Consider the following 17,927-nt stretch of genomic DNA (forward strand, 5'->3'; position numbering starts at 1 on the left):
AATGGCATTATCAGTCACGCGGCGGTCACCGGGATTTCGACTCGAGTAACCTGCTCTGCGAGCACGGAGCGCTGTACCGTTTCGAGCGACCTGCAAGCAATCGCTAGTGGGAGACCGTTCGAGCGACCTGCAAGCAATCGCTAGTGGGAGACCGTTCGAGCGACCTGCAAGCAATCGCTAGTGGTCGGTCAGCGCCCGTCGTGGGATCGCGGAAAGGGATGGCTGTGACGGGCGGGCGGATGGTCGGGCTGTTCGCCGGTATCGGCGGGCTGGAACTCGGACTCGGCGCGCGCGGCTGGAATACCGAGTTGCTCTGCGAGATCGAGCCCGGTGCCCAAGCCGTGCTCGCCGCACGCTTCCCCGAGGTGCCGCTGCACGGCGACATCACCAAGCTGCGCGCGATACCGGGCGGCACCGAACTGGTCGCCGCGGGCTTTCCGTGCCAGGACCTTTCACAGGCCGGGCGCACCGCGGGCATCACGGGCAAGCGCTCCGGCCTCGTCGACGAGGTGTTCCGGCTGGTGCGCCGACAGCGCGGTCCGCGCTGGCTGCTGATCGAGAACGTGCCCTTCATGTTGCAGCTCGGTCGTGGCGCGGCGATGCGGCACATCACCGAGGCGTTGGAGGAGCTCGGCTACACCTGGGCCTACCGGGTGGTGGACGCCCGCGCGTTCGGCCTGCCGCAGCGTCGTCAGCGGGTGCTGATGCTCGCCTCGCGCACCGAGGACCCGCGCCAAGTGCTGTTCGGCGATGACGCGGGCGAACGGATCGTCGGCGATCCCGAACGGGATCCGTGCGGCTTCTACTGGACCGAGGGCGTACGCGGGCTCGGCTGGGCGGTGAACGCGATCCCCACCATCAAGGGCGGCTCGGCGCTCGGCATCGCGAGCCCGCCCGCGGTGCGGCTGCCGTCGGGCGAGGTGGTCACGCCGGGCATCGTCGACGGAGAACGGTTGCAGGGCTTCGACTCCGACTGGACAACGCCCGCGACAAACGCGCCGGGCATTCGGCCGGGGCATCGCTGGAAACTGGTCGGCAATGCGGTGAATGTCCGGATGGCGGAGTGGATCGGCTCGCGCCTTGCCGAACCGCTCGGCGCGATTCCCGATGATCAACCATTGGAACCCGGTCAGCCGTGGCCGAGCGCGGCGTGGGGTCGCTGCGGTGTTGCTCACCGGGTGCCGGTCTCGACATGGCCGGTGCACGAGCCGTATGAGGATCTCGCAAACTTCCTCACCGATTCCCGGCTGCTTTCCGCACGCGCGACCGCCGGATTCCTACGCAGAACCGGCATGGGAAGTCTGCGGTTTCCGGCAGGATTCCTCGACGATATGGAAAGCCATCTCGATCGGATGGGTGGCTGGGCGGCATGAATTCGGGGGCTACATCACCCCGTCGGCCAACGACGGATGCGGCGACGAGTGCGCGAATGGCACGGCAGCGGCGCAGCGGAACCAAGCCGGAGCTTGCGCTGCGGCGGGAATTGCATCGGAGGGGATTCCGATATTTCGTCGATCGGGCGCCGATTCCCGGGCAACGGCGCAGGGCCGATCTGGTATTTCCGCGCCTGCGCGTCGCGGTCTACGTAGACGGCTGTTTCTGGCATCGCTGCCCGCTACACGCCACCGATCCGAAGAATAATGCGCAGTGGTGGGCACAAAAGCTGCTCGACAACGTGACAAGGGACCGCGCGACCGATTCGGCGTTGGTCGAGGCAGGCTGGCAGGTCATTCGAGTGTGGGAACACGAAGACGCCGAGACGGCGGCGAACCGGGTGCAGATCGCCCTCCGGGCAGGCGACTGAATTACCGGCTGCGCACCCGAACCAACGTGCGCGGCGCATGTGCGGCCATATAGCCGGACACCGCCATCGCGGTCATCACTGCGACCCCGGCGAGGGCTGTCGCGAAAGCAATCATCGGAACTCCTTCGATCTTGTGTCTCCTTCAGGGTGTCGGATAGACCTGACAGGATCCTGTGCACGGGTTGGGAACGATGTGCGAACCGTTCGGCTACAACACACTGACCAACCCTTGATCACCGGACCGGAAACAGGCGGGACAATGGGTCAGGTGAGTGGTAGCCGGAGGATCGCCGAACGACGCGTGCGGATGGCATCCTGGTTCATCGCAGCGGCGATCGCGATCGCTGGGCTCTGTTATTCGTCGTGGCTGCTCGAATTCTTCCTGCATATCGACATCGACCCGGTCAACTCTTTCCTCAGCGAACTGGACGCCGACGGCAAGCCCTACCGCGAGGTATTCTCGACGGCCGACAAGATCGTCGGCGCACTACTGATCCCCGCGGCTCTTGCCGGTCTGCTGCTGTTCCCTCGGCGCAAATTCACCACCGTCGGCTGGGTGGCACTGTTCTGTTTCGGCGCCGCGACCATCGGCGACGTGCTGCTGCCACTGCGCGACTGCACCCCGCAGGACAACACCGCGTGCGGCGGTGGCGGCAGTCAGCTTTTCCCGCAGCTGCATCAGCCGCACGCACTGACAAGCACTCTCGCGGTGACCGCGATCGCGGTCGCCGCCTTCGCGTTCAGCCTGGCCGCGTTCAAGTACCACCGCTGGCGGATTCTGCGCGAGGCCGGGCTCGTGGTGCTGGCGCTCGGGTCGGCGGCGACGGTGTGGATGCTGGTCGCCGATAACCTGACCGGTGATTACGCCCTCGGTATCGCCCAGCGGATCCAGGTCGGATCGATGTCGCTGTGGCTGATCTCGTTGGCCGCGGCGGTGATTCTGGAGGGTCGGGAATGGATCGACCCGGATAGTGAGGAGCCCGGCGAAGTGATCGTGGTCGACGGCTGCGCCACGTAGCATCGACGATCATCCGACGCGTGAGGCTTCCGCAGCTGGTTTCGTCGATGGTGCGGACCGGACTCGGTGGGTCGATGCTCGCAGGAAGTCGCGCACCCGACGGTGCCATGCTTGCGACATGAATGATCGCGTGAACATCTCCTCGGCCGCCGAGTTCGAAGACATCGTCGGCTATTCCCGCGCCGTCCGGATCGGCAATGTCATCGCTGTCAGCGGCACCACCGCCTCGCTCCCCGGCGGCGCAGCGGTCGGTGGCGATGACATCGGCGAGCAGACCAGGGAGGTCCTGCGGCGCATCGCCACCGCGCTCACCGACGCGGGCGCGAACCTCTCGGATGTGATCCGCACCCGAATTTTCGTCACCGACATTTCCCGCTGGCCCGAGATCGCCAAGGCGCACGCCGAGGTCTTCGGCGACATCCGGCCCGCCGCGTCCATGTACGAGATCAAGGCATTGATCACCCCCGCATTGCTGGTGGAGATCGAGGCAGACGCGATCGTGTCTGCGTAGCCACGTCGACGGTCATGACTCGCCCGCTGCCGAGGGTGGTTTGCCAACCCGCCGGGACTGGTATCGCTAGGGTCGGATCGTGACCAGCGAAGCTCCGGAACCCGCCATTCAGCTCGAAACAGTCGCCGAAGCGACGACCCGCTTCCTCGACACCGCACGCCGTCTCAGCGATAGCGAGGTGACCGAGCCCTCGCTACTGCCCCGCTGGACCCGCGGACACGTACTCACCCACCTCGCCCGCAACGCCGACAGCCTGGTCAACCTGCTGCGCTGGGCCCGCACCGGCATCGAAACCCCGCAGTACACAAGCATGCTCATCCGCGACGCCGACATCGAATCGGGCGCCCCACGCCCATTGGCCGAGCAACTCGCCGACAACGAGGCCGCCGCCACCCGCTGGCTCGATCTCGCAATGGAGGCACCGGCGGAAGCTTGGGCGGCCACGGTCCGCACCAGACAAGGCAGGCCGATCCCCGCCACCGAGGTCATCTGGATGCGCCTACAGGAAGTCGAAATCCACCACGTCGACCTGGCCGCCGACTACCAACCCGCCGACTGGCCAACCGATTTCGTCACCCGCCTACTCCCCCGAGCCGCCGCCGACCTCACCAAAGCCGCCGCATCGACCCCCGCCACAACCTTCACCATCCACGCGACCGACACCGACTTCACCACCACAATCGGCTCCTCCGCACCGTCCCACGACGTAAGCGGCCCCGGGGCTTCCCTTTTGGCCTGGCTCCTCGGCCGGTCCAACGGCACCGACCTGACGGGCGACCTCCCACCCCTCCCCGCCTGGAAGTAACCGCACACACATGCAGCGCTCAAAGACTTGGTCGGAACAGAGATTGGCGGATGGCACAACTGGATCCATACCAATTCCGGCAAGTCGCTACGCGAGCTGCGGAATTCGCCCTGACCAGCCGCTATCGACAGATAGCAGTCTTCTGAACGAGAGAACCGACCGTCCCTCCCTGGGGCGGGAGTGGTCGGTCGGCCATGACAACTACGACCAGCGGAATTCCCCATCAGCAATGGCGGCAGCGAACGTATCCCACACGCCGCCACCGAACACTAGTGCCGGGCCGTCTGGATTCTTCGAGTCCCGGACGCCGACGAGATCATTGGACAGGAAGGCGACCTCGACGCAATCTTTCGTCGCCGAGCTACGGGTGCTCTTGAACCAGCGAGCACCTGCAAGGTCGATTTCGTACTTGTCGCTCACGTGGCGTACTCCCTCGCTAGCTGCCGAAGCAGACTCCTGCTCGCAGTCTCATCCAGCGCGGCACCGCAGATGGACTCATGAGCCACATAGTAGCGGCCCACACCGCGGTGCGACTCCAGATATAAGTCACCAGTGAGGTTTTCGAGGTAGACAATCGGCGGCTCAATCGGCTGTTTGTTCTTGTCCATCCCGAAGTCGACGACAGTGAACAACCCGATCGGATCGCCCTGTGGGATACCCGCCGAGTACGGGAGTATCCGGAGTGTCACGTTCGGCAACGTTGACATGTCCGCAAGGTGCCGCAGCTGTGCGTTCATAACGCGAGAGCCGCCCACAACCCGATGCAGCGCACATTCGAGGAGAACGGCATTCAACTCCGTAGCCTTCCGCTTTCGGGTGAGAATCCTCTGACGGCGCTGTTTCACTTCGACCCTTCGATCGATTTCGTGGCAAGAGATATCAGGCAGCGCCGAACGCAGAAGCGCCCGAGCGTAATCCGGTGCTTGTAGCAATCCCAACACAACGTCCGGGGCGTATGACGTCAGCTTTCGCGCCCCCGCCTCCAACCCCACATAAACGTCGAAATCCTGCGGTATCAGCTTCCCGTACTCATGCCACCAGCACTTCCCCGACGCTTCCTGCGCCAGCCCGAGCAATCCGGCAGTGACCACCTCGCTGGCGCTGTACACACTGCACAGCTCCCGGATATCGAGCAGCCGGATCTTGTGCGTCTGTCCCGTCTCCAACCTCTGTAGCGTCGTCGTACCGCGTTCGATCAGGCGCGCGGCTTCCGGCATGGACATTCCGGCCTGCAAGCGCAGGTCTCGGAGGTGCCGTCCCAGCTGCCGTCGCGGCACGGTGCTTCCTGTTTCCGACATGGGCCCCCTGCCTCAGTTCTCGGATGTGAAAGTAAATCGTTCGCGAACGAACCGATCTCCGTAAATGGATCTTGTCCTCGCCGTTCGGCGCGATCGGAATGAAATCCCCATGAAGACTCTGACTCCTCCGCCTGTCGCGTGCTCTGCTGTTGCCGCGCCCGGCCGGAGAGCCGTAGGAAACTGAGAAACCTATTGGATCACAACGGATTGCCACAATCCGCTGATTCGGCCGGGCGCACCCGAATTCACCGATACGAACCTTCGAGGACCCTGTGCTGATCAAACCGCTACCAACCCCAGCGCACGGCTCCGCCTCGGTATACCGAAACACTCGGCACCGTGATCGGTCGCCTCGTCGCACACCGCGTCATCGGTACCACGGCGGCGGCTGAAACGCACGAGTAGATCGCGGCACTTCCAGTCGAAGCGCCGCACCCTCGTCGAACGAGCCACCCGATAGACGATGCTGGTCCACCTGCCCGAGGGGCCACGACAGGATAAGGGGCACAGGATGGAAACCGGCACGGTGTGGCGCTGGAAACCGCGTAACGGTACCGGCGTGATCAAGCTCGATGACGCCGACAGCACGCTCGTTTGGTTCCACCTGTCAAACGCTCGCGGGGATCTCGACATCACCACGATCGCCGAGGGGCTGCCGGTCGATGTCGAAGTCGAACCGATCCCGCAGGCGGGATACACATGTCGCGCAAGGGCGGTACACCCAAGAGACTGACAGGTGAGGTCACTGCGGGTTTTGGGCCATTCGCATGCGCTGGTCCGCGCGGGAGTGTCACGCTTTGTTTTGTTTGTCGCACCGGATCAGCCCATACGAGGGAGGTACAGGTCGATGGCGAATATCACCGGCGTCAGCCCCTGCAGCGCCAAGGTGGGGCAGCAGATGGTCATAACCGGGTCAGGTTTCAAGGGAGTCACCCGGGTCTTCTTCGAGAACGTGAACTTCAAGAAATTCGACGCGCAGTTCACGGTGGACAGCCCTACCCAAATCACCTTGACGGTTCCTGTGACAAGCTACGGCACCTTGCACGTCTTCGTCATGGGAACCGACGGGCAAGAGTCCACGATCCCCCGGGTACCCGTCCTGGAATCTGACGGCGACCACTTGTCCAGCGCGGGAACAGGCGGAGTCAACTGGTCAGCGAGGCCCGGAACCGCCAACCAGGTCAATTTGCTATGCGACGACGGCGGGCAGTGGAGGCCGGATCCGTTCCAAGCACAACAGGAGGCGCAGGCCGCGGCGAACGCGGGTATGGCTGCCATGTTGGACGAGGTGACCAAGCAGGACGCCGCTATGTTTGCCAGCCTGAGATCGCAGGACGATCCGAATAATCCAGGGTGATGCGGCGGCGGTGATCCGCACTGCTCTTCGCCTTGGTGTCGGGGGCGGTGGCCTGCCGCGTTGCTCGGTCACGTCCGGTACAGCGTCGCCCGCGAGATGGGCAAAGTACCGGATTCGACATAAATGCCTGTGAATACCGATCGGCCCCTGAACTGCTATCGCAGTTCAGGGGCCGATTCTTGTGCGCCCGAAGGGATTCGAACCCCTAACCTTCTGATCCGTAGTCAGATGCTCTATCCGTTGAGCTACGGGCGCATGCGGTGTTCAGTTGTTACCCGGTAAACCGGGGGTGTGGCGGAGGCGAGAGGATTTGAACCTCCGGTCCCCGTGAAGGGACAACTCATTAGCAGTGAGTCCCATTCGGCCGCTCTGGCACGCCTCCTGGAGCCTTCTCTTCGAGGGCACCGGTCCTTTCGAACCGCCGAGCATGAAGATTACAGTAGCCGCAGTCTAGATCGCAAAACGGCTGGTTATCAGCGTAAGTTGCTGTCGAACCAGTCGAAAATCCGGGTTTGGGAGTCGATGAAATCGGTGTCGTCGTCGACACCGGAATGATCGGCGCGATGATGCAGGCCGGGGTAGCTGATGACGAGGCTGGCCACCGAGGCTCGGGCGGTCGCGTCGCGCAACTGGTCGACGTGCGCGGGCGGGGTCGCCGGATCGTCGGAACCGTAGAGACCGAGCCAAGGGGCCTGCAGATTCGGGGCGGCGCGGACGAGGGCATCGGCTTGTTCGGTGAGCGGCTCGATGATGCCGGGTGCCGCGACACTCACCGCGGCGCCGATCGGGCGATTGGTGGCGACCAGGAAAGCGGCGGTGCCGGCGTGGTCGAAGCCGAGCACGCCGATGCAGTCCGGGAACACGCCACGGCGGGTCAGCCAGTCGAAGCAGGCGTCGAAGTCCTCGAAGAGCTCGTCACCGAAGATCTCGGCCGCGGGTTCCCCATTGACGCGATGGAACAGATTGGGCGCAACTACCGTCCAGCCTTCGGTCGCCAGCGCGGCCATTAGTTCCAGCAGTGCGCCGGTGAACTCACGAGATTCGTGCAACACCACAATGCCGCCACGAGCATTGCCCTCCGGCTCGGCCACGGTGATGGGAACCCGCTCTTCTTCGGCATGTCGCCGGTCCTTCAGCGATGATTCGCCGTCCAGAGCGGAAATCATGTCGTCGCAGCCGCGAAGCGGCGCAATATCGTCATAAGTGCCCGACATGGAACCAGCGTAGGGCGATATCCTGCATCTTGGCGAGAAATTGCACGTGAGCGGCCCTCCCCCACAGAATTTCTGGTACCCGGCATAGGCTGGGAGAGTGAGCGCGAAGATCCGGCCCGACCTCGATTCGATCCCGGCGTACGTCCCTGGCCGTAACCATCCCGGCGCGATCAAGCTGGCAAGCAACGAGACGACCTTCGGTCCGCTGCCTGCCGCCGCGAAGGCGATTGCGGAGGCCGCCGAGCTGGCCAACCGTTATCCGGACAATCAGGCCACGGAGTTGCGCGCGGCGCTCGCGGACTTCCTCGGCGTCGCGACGGCGAATGTCGCTGTCGGCTGCGGCAGCGTCGCGCTGTGCCAGGAACTGGTGCAGATCACCTGCGGTGCGCCGACCGACGAGGTGCTCTTCGCCTGGCGCTCGTTCGAGGCGTACCCGATCGTCACCCAGGTCGGCAATGCGACCGCGGTGCAGGTGCCGCTCACCTCGGAACTGGTGCACGATCTGGACGCGATGGCGGCCGCGGTCACCGAGCACACCAAACTGATCTTCGTCTGCAACCCGAACAATCCGACGGGCACCGCGGTCGGCAAGCAGCAGCTGGCACGCTTCCTCGACGCCATACCGAAGCGGGTGCTGATCGTCCTGGACGAGGCGTACTACGAGTACCTGCGGCTGAACCCACAGGATCGCCCTGACGGCGTGGAGCTGGGCCGTACCCGCCCCAATGTCGTTGTGCTGCGCACCTTCTCCAAGGCCTACGGCCTGGCGGGCTTGCGGGCGGGCTACGCCGTCGGCGATCCTGCGGTGATCACCGCGCTGATGAAGGTGCATATCCCGTTCAGCGTGAACCGGGTCGCGCAGGCCGCCGCGATCGCCTCGCTCGAGGCGCGGCACGAACTGTTGGACCGGACCGACACTCTCGTCACCGAACGCGAGCGGGTCCGCGAGGCATTGCTCGCGGCCGGCTACCGGGTGCCGCCGAGCGAGTCGAACTTCGTGTGGCTGCCGCTCGGGACGCGCAGCGCGGAGTTCGGCGAGGCGAGTGCGGCGGCCGGTGTGCTGGTGCGCCCCTACGGCGCCGACGGCGTCCGGGTCACCATCGGCGATCCACACGAAAACGAGCAGTTCCTGCACTTCGCCACCGCCCCGGCTGTTGCCGCGCAGTTCGGCTGAATGGCACAGCTAGGCAACGCCGAGCGGCCGCGACACCGTCGGCCATGACTTGGCCAGCTCGTCACGCCAGTACGGCCACGAGTGGGTTCCGGTCAACCGGAAATGCGAGGTCACCGGGATACCGAGGGTGCCGAGACGCTCGGCGAGCCGAAGCGTGCAGGCATTCGTCGCGGCCTCCAGCGGGCCGCCGAATCCGATGGTGCTTGTCATGTCGGGGTTGCTCGGTGTGTCGTACTTGCCGGGAAGTCCGCTGCCGACCGAAAGGTAGATTGCCTTGCCGCGCAAGGCATCCGCGTTCAGCAGGACGTCATGATCGAGCCAGGCGGGATCGTTCTGCCTGCCGAACATATTGTCGGGCTCACCGCGGTAGGTGGCCACCACCGCGCGAACCTGCGCCTGTCCGATATCGGTTCCCATGGAAAAACACCCGCTGTGCGCGGCGACCGCCATATAGAGCTTCGGCTGCCGGAAGGCGAGCATCATGGCGGCCTCGGCGCCCATCGAGACACCCATGACCGCGTTGCGTCCGTTGCCGTCGAACTCGGTATCGATCAGCGGCGGCAGTTCCTTCGCGAGGAACGTCTCCCACATATTGGTGCCGAGGACCGGATCCGCCTGCTGCCAGTCGGTATAGAAACTGGCCGGTCCGCCCACCGTCAGCACCACATTGACGGCTTTGTCTTCGAAGAATTCGTCCGCGTGCCCCTGCTCGGTCCAGTTGTTGCTCGTCGGGCTCGCGCTGCGGCCGTCGAGCATGTACACCGTCGGGCGGGGATGGTTGCGCTCGCGCGGCAGCAGCACCTGCACCTCGACGACCCGGCTCATGGCGGGCGAGCGGACGAACACCCGCAACCAGCGGTCGGTGATAGGTTCGATGCGGTCGATGGAGGCCTGCGTTGCGGGCGTCGTCGTCGGCTCAGCCGCAGCGGGCCCATCGGAGGACCCGGTGTTGGGCAGCGGCGCAGCCGATACCGATGACACGCCGACAGCCGACGCACCGGATAACAGTGCGACACCAACCATGGCGCTGGAGACCCAGCGCCGCACCCCGCGCCGAGACAGCATGGTCGCTATCCTGCCAGAAACTCGAAGGCCGACCGCACCGCCATATCGGCACAAATATTGACGTGACCGGCGCCACTTTCATTGCTCAGTCGGCGGCCGAGGTGTCCCGCCAGTGCCGTTCCACACCGGCGAAGCGCCATACCGCCACCGCGATCGCCCAGGTCGCCACGAACAGTCCGACGACGATGTATCCGAGATCACCCAAATCCAGGTTCCCGATCCAGGCGATGATGCCCGACTCGACCTCGAGCCTTTCGGCGACGATCGACACGATCTCCTGCCCACCGATCAGCAAGGCCACCGCCACCGACAATCCGGTAATCACCAAGTTGTAGTAGATCTTTCGGATCGGCTTGGCGAAGGCCCAGTCGTATGCGTAGCTCATGAACGAGCCGTCGAGCGAATCGAACAGTGTCATACCCGCCGAAAACAGCACCGGCGGAACGAGAATCGAATACCAGGGCAGCCCGGTCGCGGCCGCGCCACCCGCGATCACCAGCAGGCCGACCTTGGTGACAGTGTCGAAACCCAGCCCGAACAACAGTCCGACCGGATACATCTGCCATGGCTTGCCGACCAGCCGGACCACCGGCGCGAGCACGCGATTGAGCAGCCCTCTGTTGTCCAACTCGCGCTCGAGCCGCGCTTCGTCGAACTCGCCGTGCCGCATGCGCCGAAAGACGCGCCAAATCCCCAGCAGCGAAGCCAGATTCAGCAGACCGATCGCGATCAGGAAGGTGCCGAGCGCCATACCCAGGACCCACGCACGAGCCGAACCCTCACTACTCCGACGACCGAACCGCTCAACCGCAGCGCGACACGACACGCATGATTCGGGTCGGCCGTAATGGGCCCTAACAGGTAATACCGCAAATACAGGCACACGGCCAGCACACCAGTCGTACGCTGCTACACGGACCTTTTCGCCCCCGATTAGGACGAGCATGATCGCGGATAGCAAACGAAAGCATCGAGGTCAACCTGCGATGTGCGCCTACGGCAAACCATCAGCTCGCACCGAAAGTTCCGTCGAGCACTCGATCCGCCGACCGGCGACCGCAATCCGGGAGCTATCTCGCGGTCCGCCCACCGCCGCCGCGCCGCTTCTGCGAATTCTCTGCTCGAAAGATGTCTGTCTGTTTGGCCGCAGTACCTGATGCCCGACCGGAGAAAACTGTGAACCACGTGCTACCTGTTGCGTCGCTGGACAAGCCCCTCGAAACAAGCACTTACACCGACCCTTTCAGCATCGAGCTGCGGCAGCGCATGCACGAATGCGATGAATTCTTCCGACAGCCCGAACTCGCCCACCTGCCGACGCACCGCCGCCGCAACGCGCTGGAGCAACTCGAGCAGACCCGCAGCTACACGCAGACGGCCGAGGAAATCCTGATCGGCGCCAAGCTCGCGTGGCGCAACCACGCTCGCTGTGTCGGTCGAAAACACTGGCGATCGCTGAAGTTGCTCGATGCGCGACGGGTGCGCTCGGCCAGTGATCTCGCCGAGGTCTGCTGGCAGCATTTGCAGATGGCCACCAATGGCGGCGCGGTCCAGTCGCTGATCACCGTCGGACCTCCGCGCCAAGCCGACGGCCGCGAATTCCGCATCGTCAGTCCACAATTGATTCGCTACGCGGGGTACCGCAATGGCGACGGCAGTGTCACAGGCGATGCGGCGAATGTCGCGATCACCGAGTTCGCGACGAAGCTCGGTTGGCGTGGCGCCGGCACCCCGTTCGACATTCTGCCGGTGCTCATCAGCACACCGGACGAGCCGATCCGCTGGTTCGACGTGCCGTCCGAGTTGGCGAAGGAGGTCGAGCTCGAGCACCCCGACCTGGAAGAGTTCGCCGGTCTCGGCCTGAAATGGCATGCCGTGCCCGCAGTTTCGAATATGAACCTCGAAATCGGCGGCATCACCTACCCGTTCGCACCATTCAACGGCTGGTACATGGGTGCGGAAATCGGCGCACGCAACCTCAGCGACACCAGCCGCTACAACATGCTCCCGCTGATCGGCGAGATGATGGGCCTCGATACCCGCCACGAACGCACCCTGTGGCGTGACCAGGCGCTTGTCGAACTGAACCGCGCGGTTCTGCACAGCTTCCGCAGGTCCGGCGTTTATATCGTCGACCACCACACCGTCGCAAAACAGTTCTGCGATCACGTCGAGCGCGAGGAGGCCGCGGGCCGCACCTGCCCCACCGACTGGTCCTGGGTGAATCCACCGATCTCGTCGGGCCTCACTCCGACCTTCCACCGCTACTACGACCCGCCGGACCTCGACATCCGCCCGAACTTCGTGCGGCGTAGCTGACAGTCCGCCATCTCTAGGCTGACGGACATACCCGGTCGGCTCTCATCGCAGCGGAGTGACCATGAATGACCCGTACAATCTGAACCGTTTTATTCGCGCCCAATCCGACATATTCGACGAAGTCGTGGCCGAGTTGCGAGCCGGGAAAAAGCATAGTCATTGGATGTGGTTCGTCTTCCCGCAGCTTCAGGGCCTCGGACGCAGCGAAGTCGCTCGACGGTACTCGATAACCTCCATCGCGGAAGCTCGGGCTTACTTGCAGCACGAAATACTCGGACCGCGACTCAGGGAGTGCAGCAGATCAGTCTCGATAATCCAGAATCAGTCGATCGAAGAAATATTCGGCTGGCCCGACTACTTGAAACTGCACTCGTCGATGACCCTGTTCGCCAGGTCTACATCCGACAACCAAATATTCTTGCTCGTCCTCGAAAAATACTTCAACGGTATCGAAGATCAGCAGACCCTCGACCGCCTCTGAATCCGACGTTTCGAGGTAGTCGATGGATCCTCGAGCCTTGCTGTGCTCAACATTTGGCGGAGACGGAGGGATTTGAACCCCCGGTCGATCTCTCGACGCTCGCTTTCAAGGCGAGTGCATTCGGCCGCTCTGCCACGTCTCCAGGAGCACGATCGTAGCTGACCCGTCAGTCGGCACGCTCGCCGATCACCTTGTCGATGCGCGCGAAGGCGTCGCCGATCACCGCCAGCTGGGCGGGGGTCAGTAGATCGACGAAGTGGTTGCGGACGGCGTCGACGTGGCCGGGGGCCGCGGCCACCAGTCGGCGCAGGCCCTCCTCGGTGAGTTCGGCGAGCACGCCGCGACCGTCCTCCAGGCAGCTGTTGCGGCGCACCATGTGCTGGTCTTCCATGCGCCGGATCTGATGGGTCAGTCTGCTGCGCGACGACAGCACACCGTCGGCCAGCTCGCTCATTCGCAGTGATCGATCGGGTGCTTCGGACAGCAGGACCAGGATTCGGTATTCGGCGATGCTGAGGTCGCTGTCGCGTTGTAGCTGACGGTTCAGTGTTGCCATCAGGCGCTGGTGGCCGTCCATGTACGCGCGCCATGCGCGCGCCTGCGCTCGGTCGAGCCAGTTCGGCTCCGCAGGTCCGGGACTGCTCGGTTCGGAATACACATCATCCATTCTAGGCGCGCCTGAGCTGGGCGAATCCCCGGCTGCTCGCGGCTCAGCGCGCGGTGACGACGAGCGATCTGTCCAGCTCGGCCGGGCTCGCGCAGCCGGAGAGGCCGAGCGCGGAGTCGAAATCGGCCAGCAACAGCCGCAACGCGTGGCGCACCCCAGCACGGCCCGCGATGCCGAGACCGTAGGCCCACGGCCTTCCGTACAGCACCGCCTTCGCGCCGAGGGCCAGCGCGATCAGCATGTCCGAGCCGGTGCGAATCCCGGAATCGAATAGCACGTCGGCGCGATCGCCGATGGAGGCGACCACCACGGGCAGTGCGTCGAGCGCGGCGATCGAGCCATCTACCTGACGGCCGCCGTGATTGCTCACCACCACCGCGTCCGCGCCCGCGTCGACCACCTGACGTGCGTCGTCGGGGTGCAGAATGCCTTTCGCCGCGATCGGAAGATCGGTCCATTCGCGCAGCCTGGCGAGGTCGGCAGGGCGCAGCGCATGGTTGCTGAACACGCTGGCCCAGGCGCCGATCGCCGCTCGCATCGCGGCCTCGCTCTCTTCCGGCGGCGCCGGTAGTTTCGCGCGGAAGACCGGATCGGACAGATAGTTGGCGATGCCTTTACCGTGCAGGAACGGCAGATGCGCGTGTGCGAGATCGCGTGGCCGCCAGCCGAGGTTGGGCGTATCGACGGTGACCACGATCGCTTTGGCGCCCGCACGTTGCGCTCGTTCGACGAACGAGCGGGCCAGCTCGTCATCGCTCGGCCAGTACAGCTGATACCACCAGTCCCCGGCCGTCGCGCCGACTTCCTCGATGGTCGAGGACGCCGCCGTCGACAGCACCGTGCCGATACCGAGCTCCTTGGTGACATCGCCGACGATCACCTCGCCGGCCTCGTGCAGCAATTCGAGCACCCCCACCGGCGCGGTGAGCACCGGCGCGGCCAATCGCGTCCCGAGTACCTCCACCGAAAGATCTCGCGCACCGGGCCAGGAGGTACCGCGCAGCATTCTGGGCACGATCCGATACCGGTCGAACGCGCTGCGGTTGGCCGCGGCGGTCCGCTCCGACGAGGCGCTACCCGCCACATACGCGAAGGCGACCGGATCGAGCACCTGCTGTGCCCGCTGCTCCAATCCCGCGGCGGTCATAGGTAATTCAGGCACCGAACCATCGAGTCCACCCTGGTAGATCTCGTTCTGGAAGTCGAAAAAGCCGGTCACGGATGGGACGCTAGTCCGTCCGATCCGTTCGCGCAGGATGCTCGCCGGATCGATGCAAACCACCGGGCGCAACATGTGGTCCCCCGCCCATCAGGGACCCGATACCCGGTCCCGCGCACAGCCCGGCGCCGCGCCCGGCAGTATGGGGCGGGTGCGCGCAATCAATCTGAACGGTTTCGGCGGACCCGAGGTGATGGAGTGGGCCGAGGCGCCCGATCCGACTCCCGGTCACGGTGCGGTGCTGATCGAGGTTGCCGCCGCCGGTGTCAATCGCGCCGATCTTTTGCAGCGGCAGGGCTTCTATCCACCGCCCGCGGGCGCGAGCGAGATCCTCGGCCTGGAGGTCTCCGGTGTGATCGCCGAGGTCGGCGACGGCGTGCACGACTGGCACGTCGGCGACCGCGTGTGCGCGCTGCTGTCCGGCGGCGGATATGCCGAGCGGGTCGTTGTACCGGCGACGCAGCTGCTTCCGGTACCCGACGAACTGGATCTCGGTGCGGCGGCCGGACTGCCCGAAGTGGCCGCAACGGTGTGGTCGAATCTCGTAACCACGGCGGGAATGCACGCGGGCCAACTGGTGCTGATCCACGGCGGCGGCAGCGGAATCGGCACGCACGCAATCCAATTAGCGGTAAGCCGTGGTGCGCGGGTCGCGGTGACCGCGGGGTCACAGCGGAAGCTGGAGCGCTGCGAAGAACTCGGCGCGAGCGTGCTGATCAACTACCGCGAGAAAGATTTCGTCGCGGCCATCCGTGCCGAGAAGTCCAGCGCGGGCCACCCTGGCGCCGACATCATCCTCGACAACATGGGCGCCAGCTACCTGCCGCGCAACGTGGAGGCCCTCGCCGAACACGGCCACCTGGTCGTCATCGGCATGCAGGGCGGCGTCAACGGCGAACTGAATCTAGCTGCGCTGCTGGGCAAATGGGGCAGCATCCACGCGAACAACCTGCGTAAAAGACCCGCGACCGGGAACCACAGCAAGGCCGCCGTCATCACCGATCTGATCCAGCATGTGTGGCCGCTTATCGCCGACGGCACCATCGTTCCTGTCATCCACGCGGAACTGGCGATCGAGGACGCCCCCGAGGCACACCGCATGCTCGATTCCTCCGACACCTTCGGAAAGGTGATCCTGCGCGTCCGCGAGTTCTGACGAGCGCTGGGGCCATCACCGACCGGTTATCGACGCGCGGTTTGTATTCCGAGGTAGTTGACGATGCTCGGTGCGGGATCGGCCAGATCGTCCACCCGCAGATACCGCAACGCTGCCGCTTCGTGGATGTGTGCTGTGGCGTCCGTCAGCGGCGGGTTGGGCTGTCCGTCGACGACGCGTATCCCGGCGCCGGGTACGTGTTCGATATTGAACACATGGGAATCGCCGAGGTCGATGCTCTGCCCCGGAGGCCAGTCCGCAATGACGATCCCGCGTGAACCGGGTTGCCGGAATGCCTCGTAGAGATGGCTGCGCTCGAGCACCGCAGTAAACCTTCGCGACCAGGCAATCTCGGTAACACTGTGCGGGAACCCGGCCTCGAACGGGAACGAAACCTGCCCTGCCTTCACGCCCACGTCGTATCCTCGCCGACGCAATTCGTACGCGGTCGCCACGGCCACACAGTTATTGCTTCGTCCCGGATCGGCCGAGTCGAAATGCGGATTCACCCTGTTCAAACAGTCGTCGATCTCTCGGTTGACCCGCTCGGACCACGGCGGCTTTGGTTGGAACCACACGAAGTCGTCGCCCTTGGCAAACTGTCTTCCCAAAGCGTGGTCCATGTCGCCGACCTCGTCCACCGTCCTCTGCACCTGTCCGCCCGCCCGCCGCATCACCCCCGCTAGAGCCGGCGTCTCACGATCCACGAGTGCACGAGCGACGTCGTCGGTGGCGCGCCGAAAAGCCAAGATCAGCTCGTTGCTCACCTGCATAGCTGCCAGCCCGTCCTCTTAAAGTACCAACTGGTCTTTTATAGAAGCGGGCCTTCCAAGCGTTAACGGCCACGTCGGAGGGTGTGTCCTGGGTAACCGTCCGCATCGTGTGCTGCCGATCCGGGCATCTGGGAAGTGGTTGTCGAATAGATCGCTCGGCCGGTCGGGCATCGGGGTGATAAGTTCCCCGGCATGTCTCGCCGCGATGAGAAGACCGTCGGCCTCGTCCTCGTCACCTACCAGAGCGCAGAGGACCTGCCGCCCTTCTTGGAGTCGCTGACGGCGGCGGTCGAGCCGCTGGAGCTCGATGTGATCGGTGTCGACAACACATCGACCGATGGAAGTGCCGGTTTCGTCGAGCAGTTCGGCGGGACAGTAATCCGCAATCGTCAGAACGTCGGTCTCTCCGCCGCTATCAACCAGGGCGCGGCCGCGACGAACGCCGAGTGGATCCTGGTCGCCAACCCCGACACACACCTCGCGCCCGGCTCGATAGCCACGCTTGTCGAAACCGCCCGCACCGACGACAAGATCGGCATGATCGGACCGCAAATCGCCAGGCTGGACGGGACGCACTACCCGACCGGCCGACAGTTCCCATCGCTCGCGGTGGGCATCGCGCACGCATTGCTCGGCGGGGTGTGGCCCGGCAACCCGGCCACTCGACGGTACTTCGGCAAGTCGGTGACCACGGTCAGCGATGTCGACTGGATCTCCGGATGCTGCATGCTGTTTCGCCGGGAAGCGTTCGACGCCGTCGGCGGGTTCGACACCCGATACTTCCTCTACTTCGAGGAAACCAAGATGGCACTCGACATGCACCGCGCCGGGTGGCGAGTCGTGCTCGATCCCACCGTCGAGATCCGCCACCGCGAAGGCGGCAGCATGCGGTCTGCCCCTTTCCGCAAGATCCGCAGCCACCACCGCAGCGCTTTGCGGTTCTACTGCGACTTCCATCAGGGCTCACCGTGGCTGCTGTTCGCGCCGCTCGTCGCGGCGGGCCTGGTGGTACGCGGCACGGCGTCTGTTCTGCGGACCGCGATCGCGCAACGCTTGCGGCGCTAGC

19 protein-coding genes, 3 tRNA genes and 1 pseudogene are annotated in these 17,927 nt (G+C 64.6%); 12 read left to right on the top strand and 11 right to left on the bottom strand.

Annotated elements, in window-relative coordinates; translation table 11 throughout:
• The first annotated feature begins 218 nt into the window (after positions 1–218).
• The 5 genes from ACLMAJ_RS15090 (at position 219) to ACLMAJ_RS15110 (ending at position 4,138) form a co-directional block, all read left to right on the top strand.
• Positions 219–1,373 (top strand): DNA cytosine methyltransferase, encoded by a 1,155-nt coding sequence (locus tag ACLMAJ_RS15090; protein WP_412014284.1) that lies wholly within the window; start codon positions 219–221, stop codon positions 1,371–1,373.
• Positions 1,370–1,804 carry a very short patch repair endonuclease gene (locus ACLMAJ_RS15095; protein WP_412014285.1) on the top strand — a complete coding sequence of 145 codons (435 nt, stop codon included), beginning with the start codon at positions 1,370–1,372 and terminating at the stop codon, positions 1,802–1,804. The genes ACLMAJ_RS15090 and ACLMAJ_RS15095 overlap by 4 nt, the downstream gene beginning before the upstream one ends.
• Positions 1,805–2,072: 268 nt before the next feature.
• A complete protein-coding gene (locus tag ACLMAJ_RS15100; protein WP_412014286.1) occupies positions 2,073–2,822 on the top strand; it encodes a DUF998 domain-containing protein in 750 nt (249 codons plus the stop codon).
• A 118-nt stretch (positions 2,823–2,940) separates the two neighbouring features.
• Positions 2,941–3,333, top strand: a complete 393-nt coding sequence (locus ACLMAJ_RS15105; protein WP_412014287.1) for a RidA family protein — start codon at positions 2,941–2,943, stop codon at positions 3,331–3,333.
• A gap of 79 nt (positions 3,334–3,412) precedes the next feature.
• Entirely contained in the window at positions 3,413–4,138 is a 726-nt protein-coding gene (locus tag ACLMAJ_RS15110; protein WP_412014288.1) for a maleylpyruvate isomerase family mycothiol-dependent enzyme, read from the top strand.
• A 201-nt stretch (positions 4,139–4,339) separates the two neighbouring features.
• Here ACLMAJ_RS15110 and ACLMAJ_RS15115 read toward each other — a convergent pair whose 3' ends face one another.
• Entirely contained in the window at positions 4,340–4,558 is a 219-nt protein-coding gene (locus ACLMAJ_RS15115; RefSeq protein ID WP_412014289.1) for a DUF397 domain-containing protein, read from the bottom strand.
• Positions 4,555–5,436, bottom strand: coding sequence for a helix-turn-helix domain-containing protein (locus tag ACLMAJ_RS15120; protein WP_412014290.1), 882 nt, complete (start codon positions 5,434–5,436; stop codon positions 4,555–4,557). The genes ACLMAJ_RS15115 and ACLMAJ_RS15120 overlap by 4 nt, the downstream gene beginning before the upstream one ends.
• Before the next feature lie 511 nt (positions 5,437–5,947).
• On the opposite strand from ACLMAJ_RS15120, the gene ACLMAJ_RS15125 reads away from it, so the two are divergent.
• Both ACLMAJ_RS15125 and ACLMAJ_RS15130 read left to right on the top strand, forming a co-directional pair.
• On the top strand, positions 5,948–6,169 hold the full coding sequence (locus ACLMAJ_RS15125; RefSeq protein ID WP_412014291.1) for a hypothetical protein: 222 nt from the start codon (positions 5,948–5,950) through the stop codon (positions 6,167–6,169).
• Between the two features lie 114 nt (positions 6,170–6,283).
• The gene (locus tag ACLMAJ_RS15130) at positions 6,284–6,793 is read left to right on the top strand and encodes an IPT/TIG domain-containing protein (protein WP_412014292.1); all 510 of its coding nucleotides are present in this window, start codon (positions 6,284–6,286) and stop codon (positions 6,791–6,793) included.
• A gap of 182 nt (positions 6,794–6,975) precedes the next feature.
• Here ACLMAJ_RS15130 and ACLMAJ_RS15135 read toward each other — a convergent pair.
• The 3 genes from ACLMAJ_RS15135 to ACLMAJ_RS15145 all read right to left on the bottom strand — a co-directional run bounded on the left by ACLMAJ_RS15135 (position 6,976) and on the right by ACLMAJ_RS15145 (position 8,007).
• Positions 6,976–7,048, bottom strand: a tRNA-Arg gene (locus ACLMAJ_RS15135).
• A gap of 37 nt (positions 7,049–7,085) precedes the next feature.
• Positions 7,086–7,175, bottom strand: a tRNA-Ser gene (locus ACLMAJ_RS15140).
• A 91-nt stretch (positions 7,176–7,266) separates the two neighbouring features.
• A complete protein-coding gene (locus ACLMAJ_RS15145; protein WP_412014293.1) occupies positions 7,267–8,007 on the bottom strand; it encodes a dienelactone hydrolase family protein in 741 nt (246 codons plus the stop codon).
• Between the two features lie 97 nt (positions 8,008–8,104).
• On the opposite strand from ACLMAJ_RS15145, the gene hisC reads away from it, so the two are divergent.
• Positions 8,105–9,181, top strand: coding sequence for a histidinol-phosphate transaminase (gene hisC, locus ACLMAJ_RS15150; RefSeq protein ID WP_412014294.1), 1,077 nt, complete (start codon positions 8,105–8,107; stop codon positions 9,179–9,181).
• 9 nt (positions 9,182–9,190) lie between these two features.
• Here the strand turns inward: hisC and ACLMAJ_RS15155 are convergent, their stop codons facing one another.
• Entirely contained in the window at positions 9,191–10,246 is a 1,056-nt protein-coding gene (locus ACLMAJ_RS15155; protein ID WP_412014295.1) for an alpha/beta hydrolase, read from the bottom strand.
• A gap of 85 nt (positions 10,247–10,331) precedes the next feature.
• Positions 10,332–11,021: pseudogene (locus ACLMAJ_RS15160) on the bottom strand (HoxN/HupN/NixA family nickel/cobalt transporter); the annotation flags it as partial.
• A gap of 491 nt (positions 11,022–11,512) precedes the next feature.
• Between ACLMAJ_RS15160 and ACLMAJ_RS15165 the strand changes: the two are divergent.
• Entirely contained in the window at positions 11,513–12,565 is a 1,053-nt protein-coding gene (locus tag ACLMAJ_RS15165) for a nitric oxide synthase oxygenase (RefSeq protein WP_412014439.1), read from the top strand.
• 61 nt (positions 12,566–12,626) lie between these two features.
• A complete protein-coding gene (locus ACLMAJ_RS15170; protein ID WP_412014296.1) occupies positions 12,627–13,046 on the top strand; it encodes a DUF1810 domain-containing protein in 420 nt (139 codons plus the stop codon).
• Positions 13,047–13,100: 54 nt separating this feature from the next.
• On the opposite strand, the gene ACLMAJ_RS15175 is transcribed toward ACLMAJ_RS15170, so the two are convergent.
• From ACLMAJ_RS15175 to ACLMAJ_RS15185, 3 genes are all read right to left on the bottom strand, one after another.
• Positions 13,101–13,188, bottom strand: a tRNA-Ser gene (locus tag ACLMAJ_RS15175).
• Between the two features lie 24 nt (positions 13,189–13,212).
• Positions 13,213–13,713 carry a MarR family winged helix-turn-helix transcriptional regulator gene (locus ACLMAJ_RS15180; protein WP_412014297.1) on the bottom strand — a complete coding sequence of 167 codons (501 nt, stop codon included), beginning with the start codon at positions 13,711–13,713 and terminating at the stop codon, positions 13,213–13,215.
• A gap of 43 nt (positions 13,714–13,756) precedes the next feature.
• Positions 13,757–14,932 (bottom strand): lactate 2-monooxygenase, encoded by a 1,176-nt coding sequence (locus tag ACLMAJ_RS15185; protein ID WP_412014298.1) that lies wholly within the window; start codon positions 14,930–14,932, stop codon positions 13,757–13,759.
• Positions 14,933–15,074: 142 nt separating this feature from the next.
• On the opposite strand from ACLMAJ_RS15185, the gene ACLMAJ_RS15190 reads away from it, so the two are divergent.
• The gene (locus tag ACLMAJ_RS15190) at positions 15,075–16,088 is read left to right on the top strand and encodes an NAD(P)H-quinone oxidoreductase (protein ID WP_412014440.1); all 1,014 of its coding nucleotides are present in this window, start codon (positions 15,075–15,077) and stop codon (positions 16,086–16,088) included.
• A 26-nt stretch (positions 16,089–16,114) separates the two neighbouring features.
• Here ACLMAJ_RS15190 and ACLMAJ_RS15195 read toward each other — a convergent pair whose 3' ends face one another.
• Entirely contained in the window at positions 16,115–16,861 is a 747-nt protein-coding gene (locus ACLMAJ_RS15195; RefSeq protein ID WP_412014299.1) for a hypothetical protein, read from the bottom strand.
• Between the two features lie 192 nt (positions 16,862–17,053).
• On the opposite strand from ACLMAJ_RS15195, the gene ACLMAJ_RS15200 reads away from it, so the two are divergent.
• Positions 17,054–17,926, top strand: coding sequence for a glycosyltransferase family 2 protein (locus tag ACLMAJ_RS15200; protein ID WP_412014300.1), 873 nt, complete (start codon positions 17,054–17,056; stop codon positions 17,924–17,926).
• Position 17,927: the final 1 nt, after the last annotated feature.

It is taken from the genome of Nocardia arseniciresistens (assembly GCF_046764875.1).
Lineage (GTDB): Bacteria > Actinomycetota > Actinomycetes > Mycobacteriales > Mycobacteriaceae > Nocardia > Nocardia arseniciresistens.

Coding starts and splice junctions, on each gene's coding strand:
- ACLMAJ_RS15090 (WP_412014284.1), top strand. CDS start 219: ATGGCTGTGACGGGCGGGCGGATGGTCGGGCTGTTCGCCGGTATCGGC.
- ACLMAJ_RS15095 (WP_412014285.1), top strand. CDS start 1,370: ATGAATTCGGGGGCTACATCACCCCGTCGGCCAACGACGGATGCGGCG.
- ACLMAJ_RS15105 (WP_412014287.1), top strand. CDS start 2,941: ATGAATGATCGCGTGAACATCTCCTCGGCCGCCGAGTTCGAAGACATC.
- ACLMAJ_RS15120 (WP_412014290.1), bottom strand. CDS start 5,436: ATGTCGGAAACAGGAAGCACCGTGCCGCGACGGCAGCTGGGACGGCAC.
- ACLMAJ_RS15125 (WP_412014291.1), top strand. CDS start 5,948: ATGGAAACCGGCACGGTGTGGCGCTGGAAACCGCGTAACGGTACCGGC.
- ACLMAJ_RS15130 (WP_412014292.1), top strand. CDS start 6,284: ATGGCGAATATCACCGGCGTCAGCCCCTGCAGCGCCAAGGTGGGGCAG.
- ACLMAJ_RS15145 (WP_412014293.1), bottom strand. CDS start 8,007: ATGTCGGGCACTTATGACGATATTGCGCCGCTTCGCGGCTGCGACGAC.
- ACLMAJ_RS15155 (WP_412014295.1), bottom strand. CDS start 10,246: ATGCTGTCTCGGCGCGGGGTGCGGCGCTGGGTCTCCAGCGCCATGGTT.
- ACLMAJ_RS15165 (WP_412014439.1), top strand. CDS start 11,513: ATGCACGAATGCGATGAATTCTTCCGACAGCCCGAACTCGCCCACCTG.
- ACLMAJ_RS15170 (WP_412014296.1), top strand. CDS start 12,627: ATGAATGACCCGTACAATCTGAACCGTTTTATTCGCGCCCAATCCGAC.
- ACLMAJ_RS15180 (WP_412014297.1), bottom strand. CDS start 13,713: ATGGATGATGTGTATTCCGAACCGAGCAGTCCCGGACCTGCGGAGCCG.
- ACLMAJ_RS15190 (WP_412014440.1), top strand. CDS start 15,075: ATGGGGCGGGTGCGCGCAATCAATCTGAACGGTTTCGGCGGACCCGAG.
- ACLMAJ_RS15195 (WP_412014299.1), bottom strand. CDS start 16,861: ATGCAGGTGAGCAACGAGCTGATCTTGGCTTTTCGGCGCGCCACCGAC.
- ACLMAJ_RS15200 (WP_412014300.1), top strand. CDS start 17,054: ATGTCTCGCCGCGATGAGAAGACCGTCGGCCTCGTCCTCGTCACCTAC.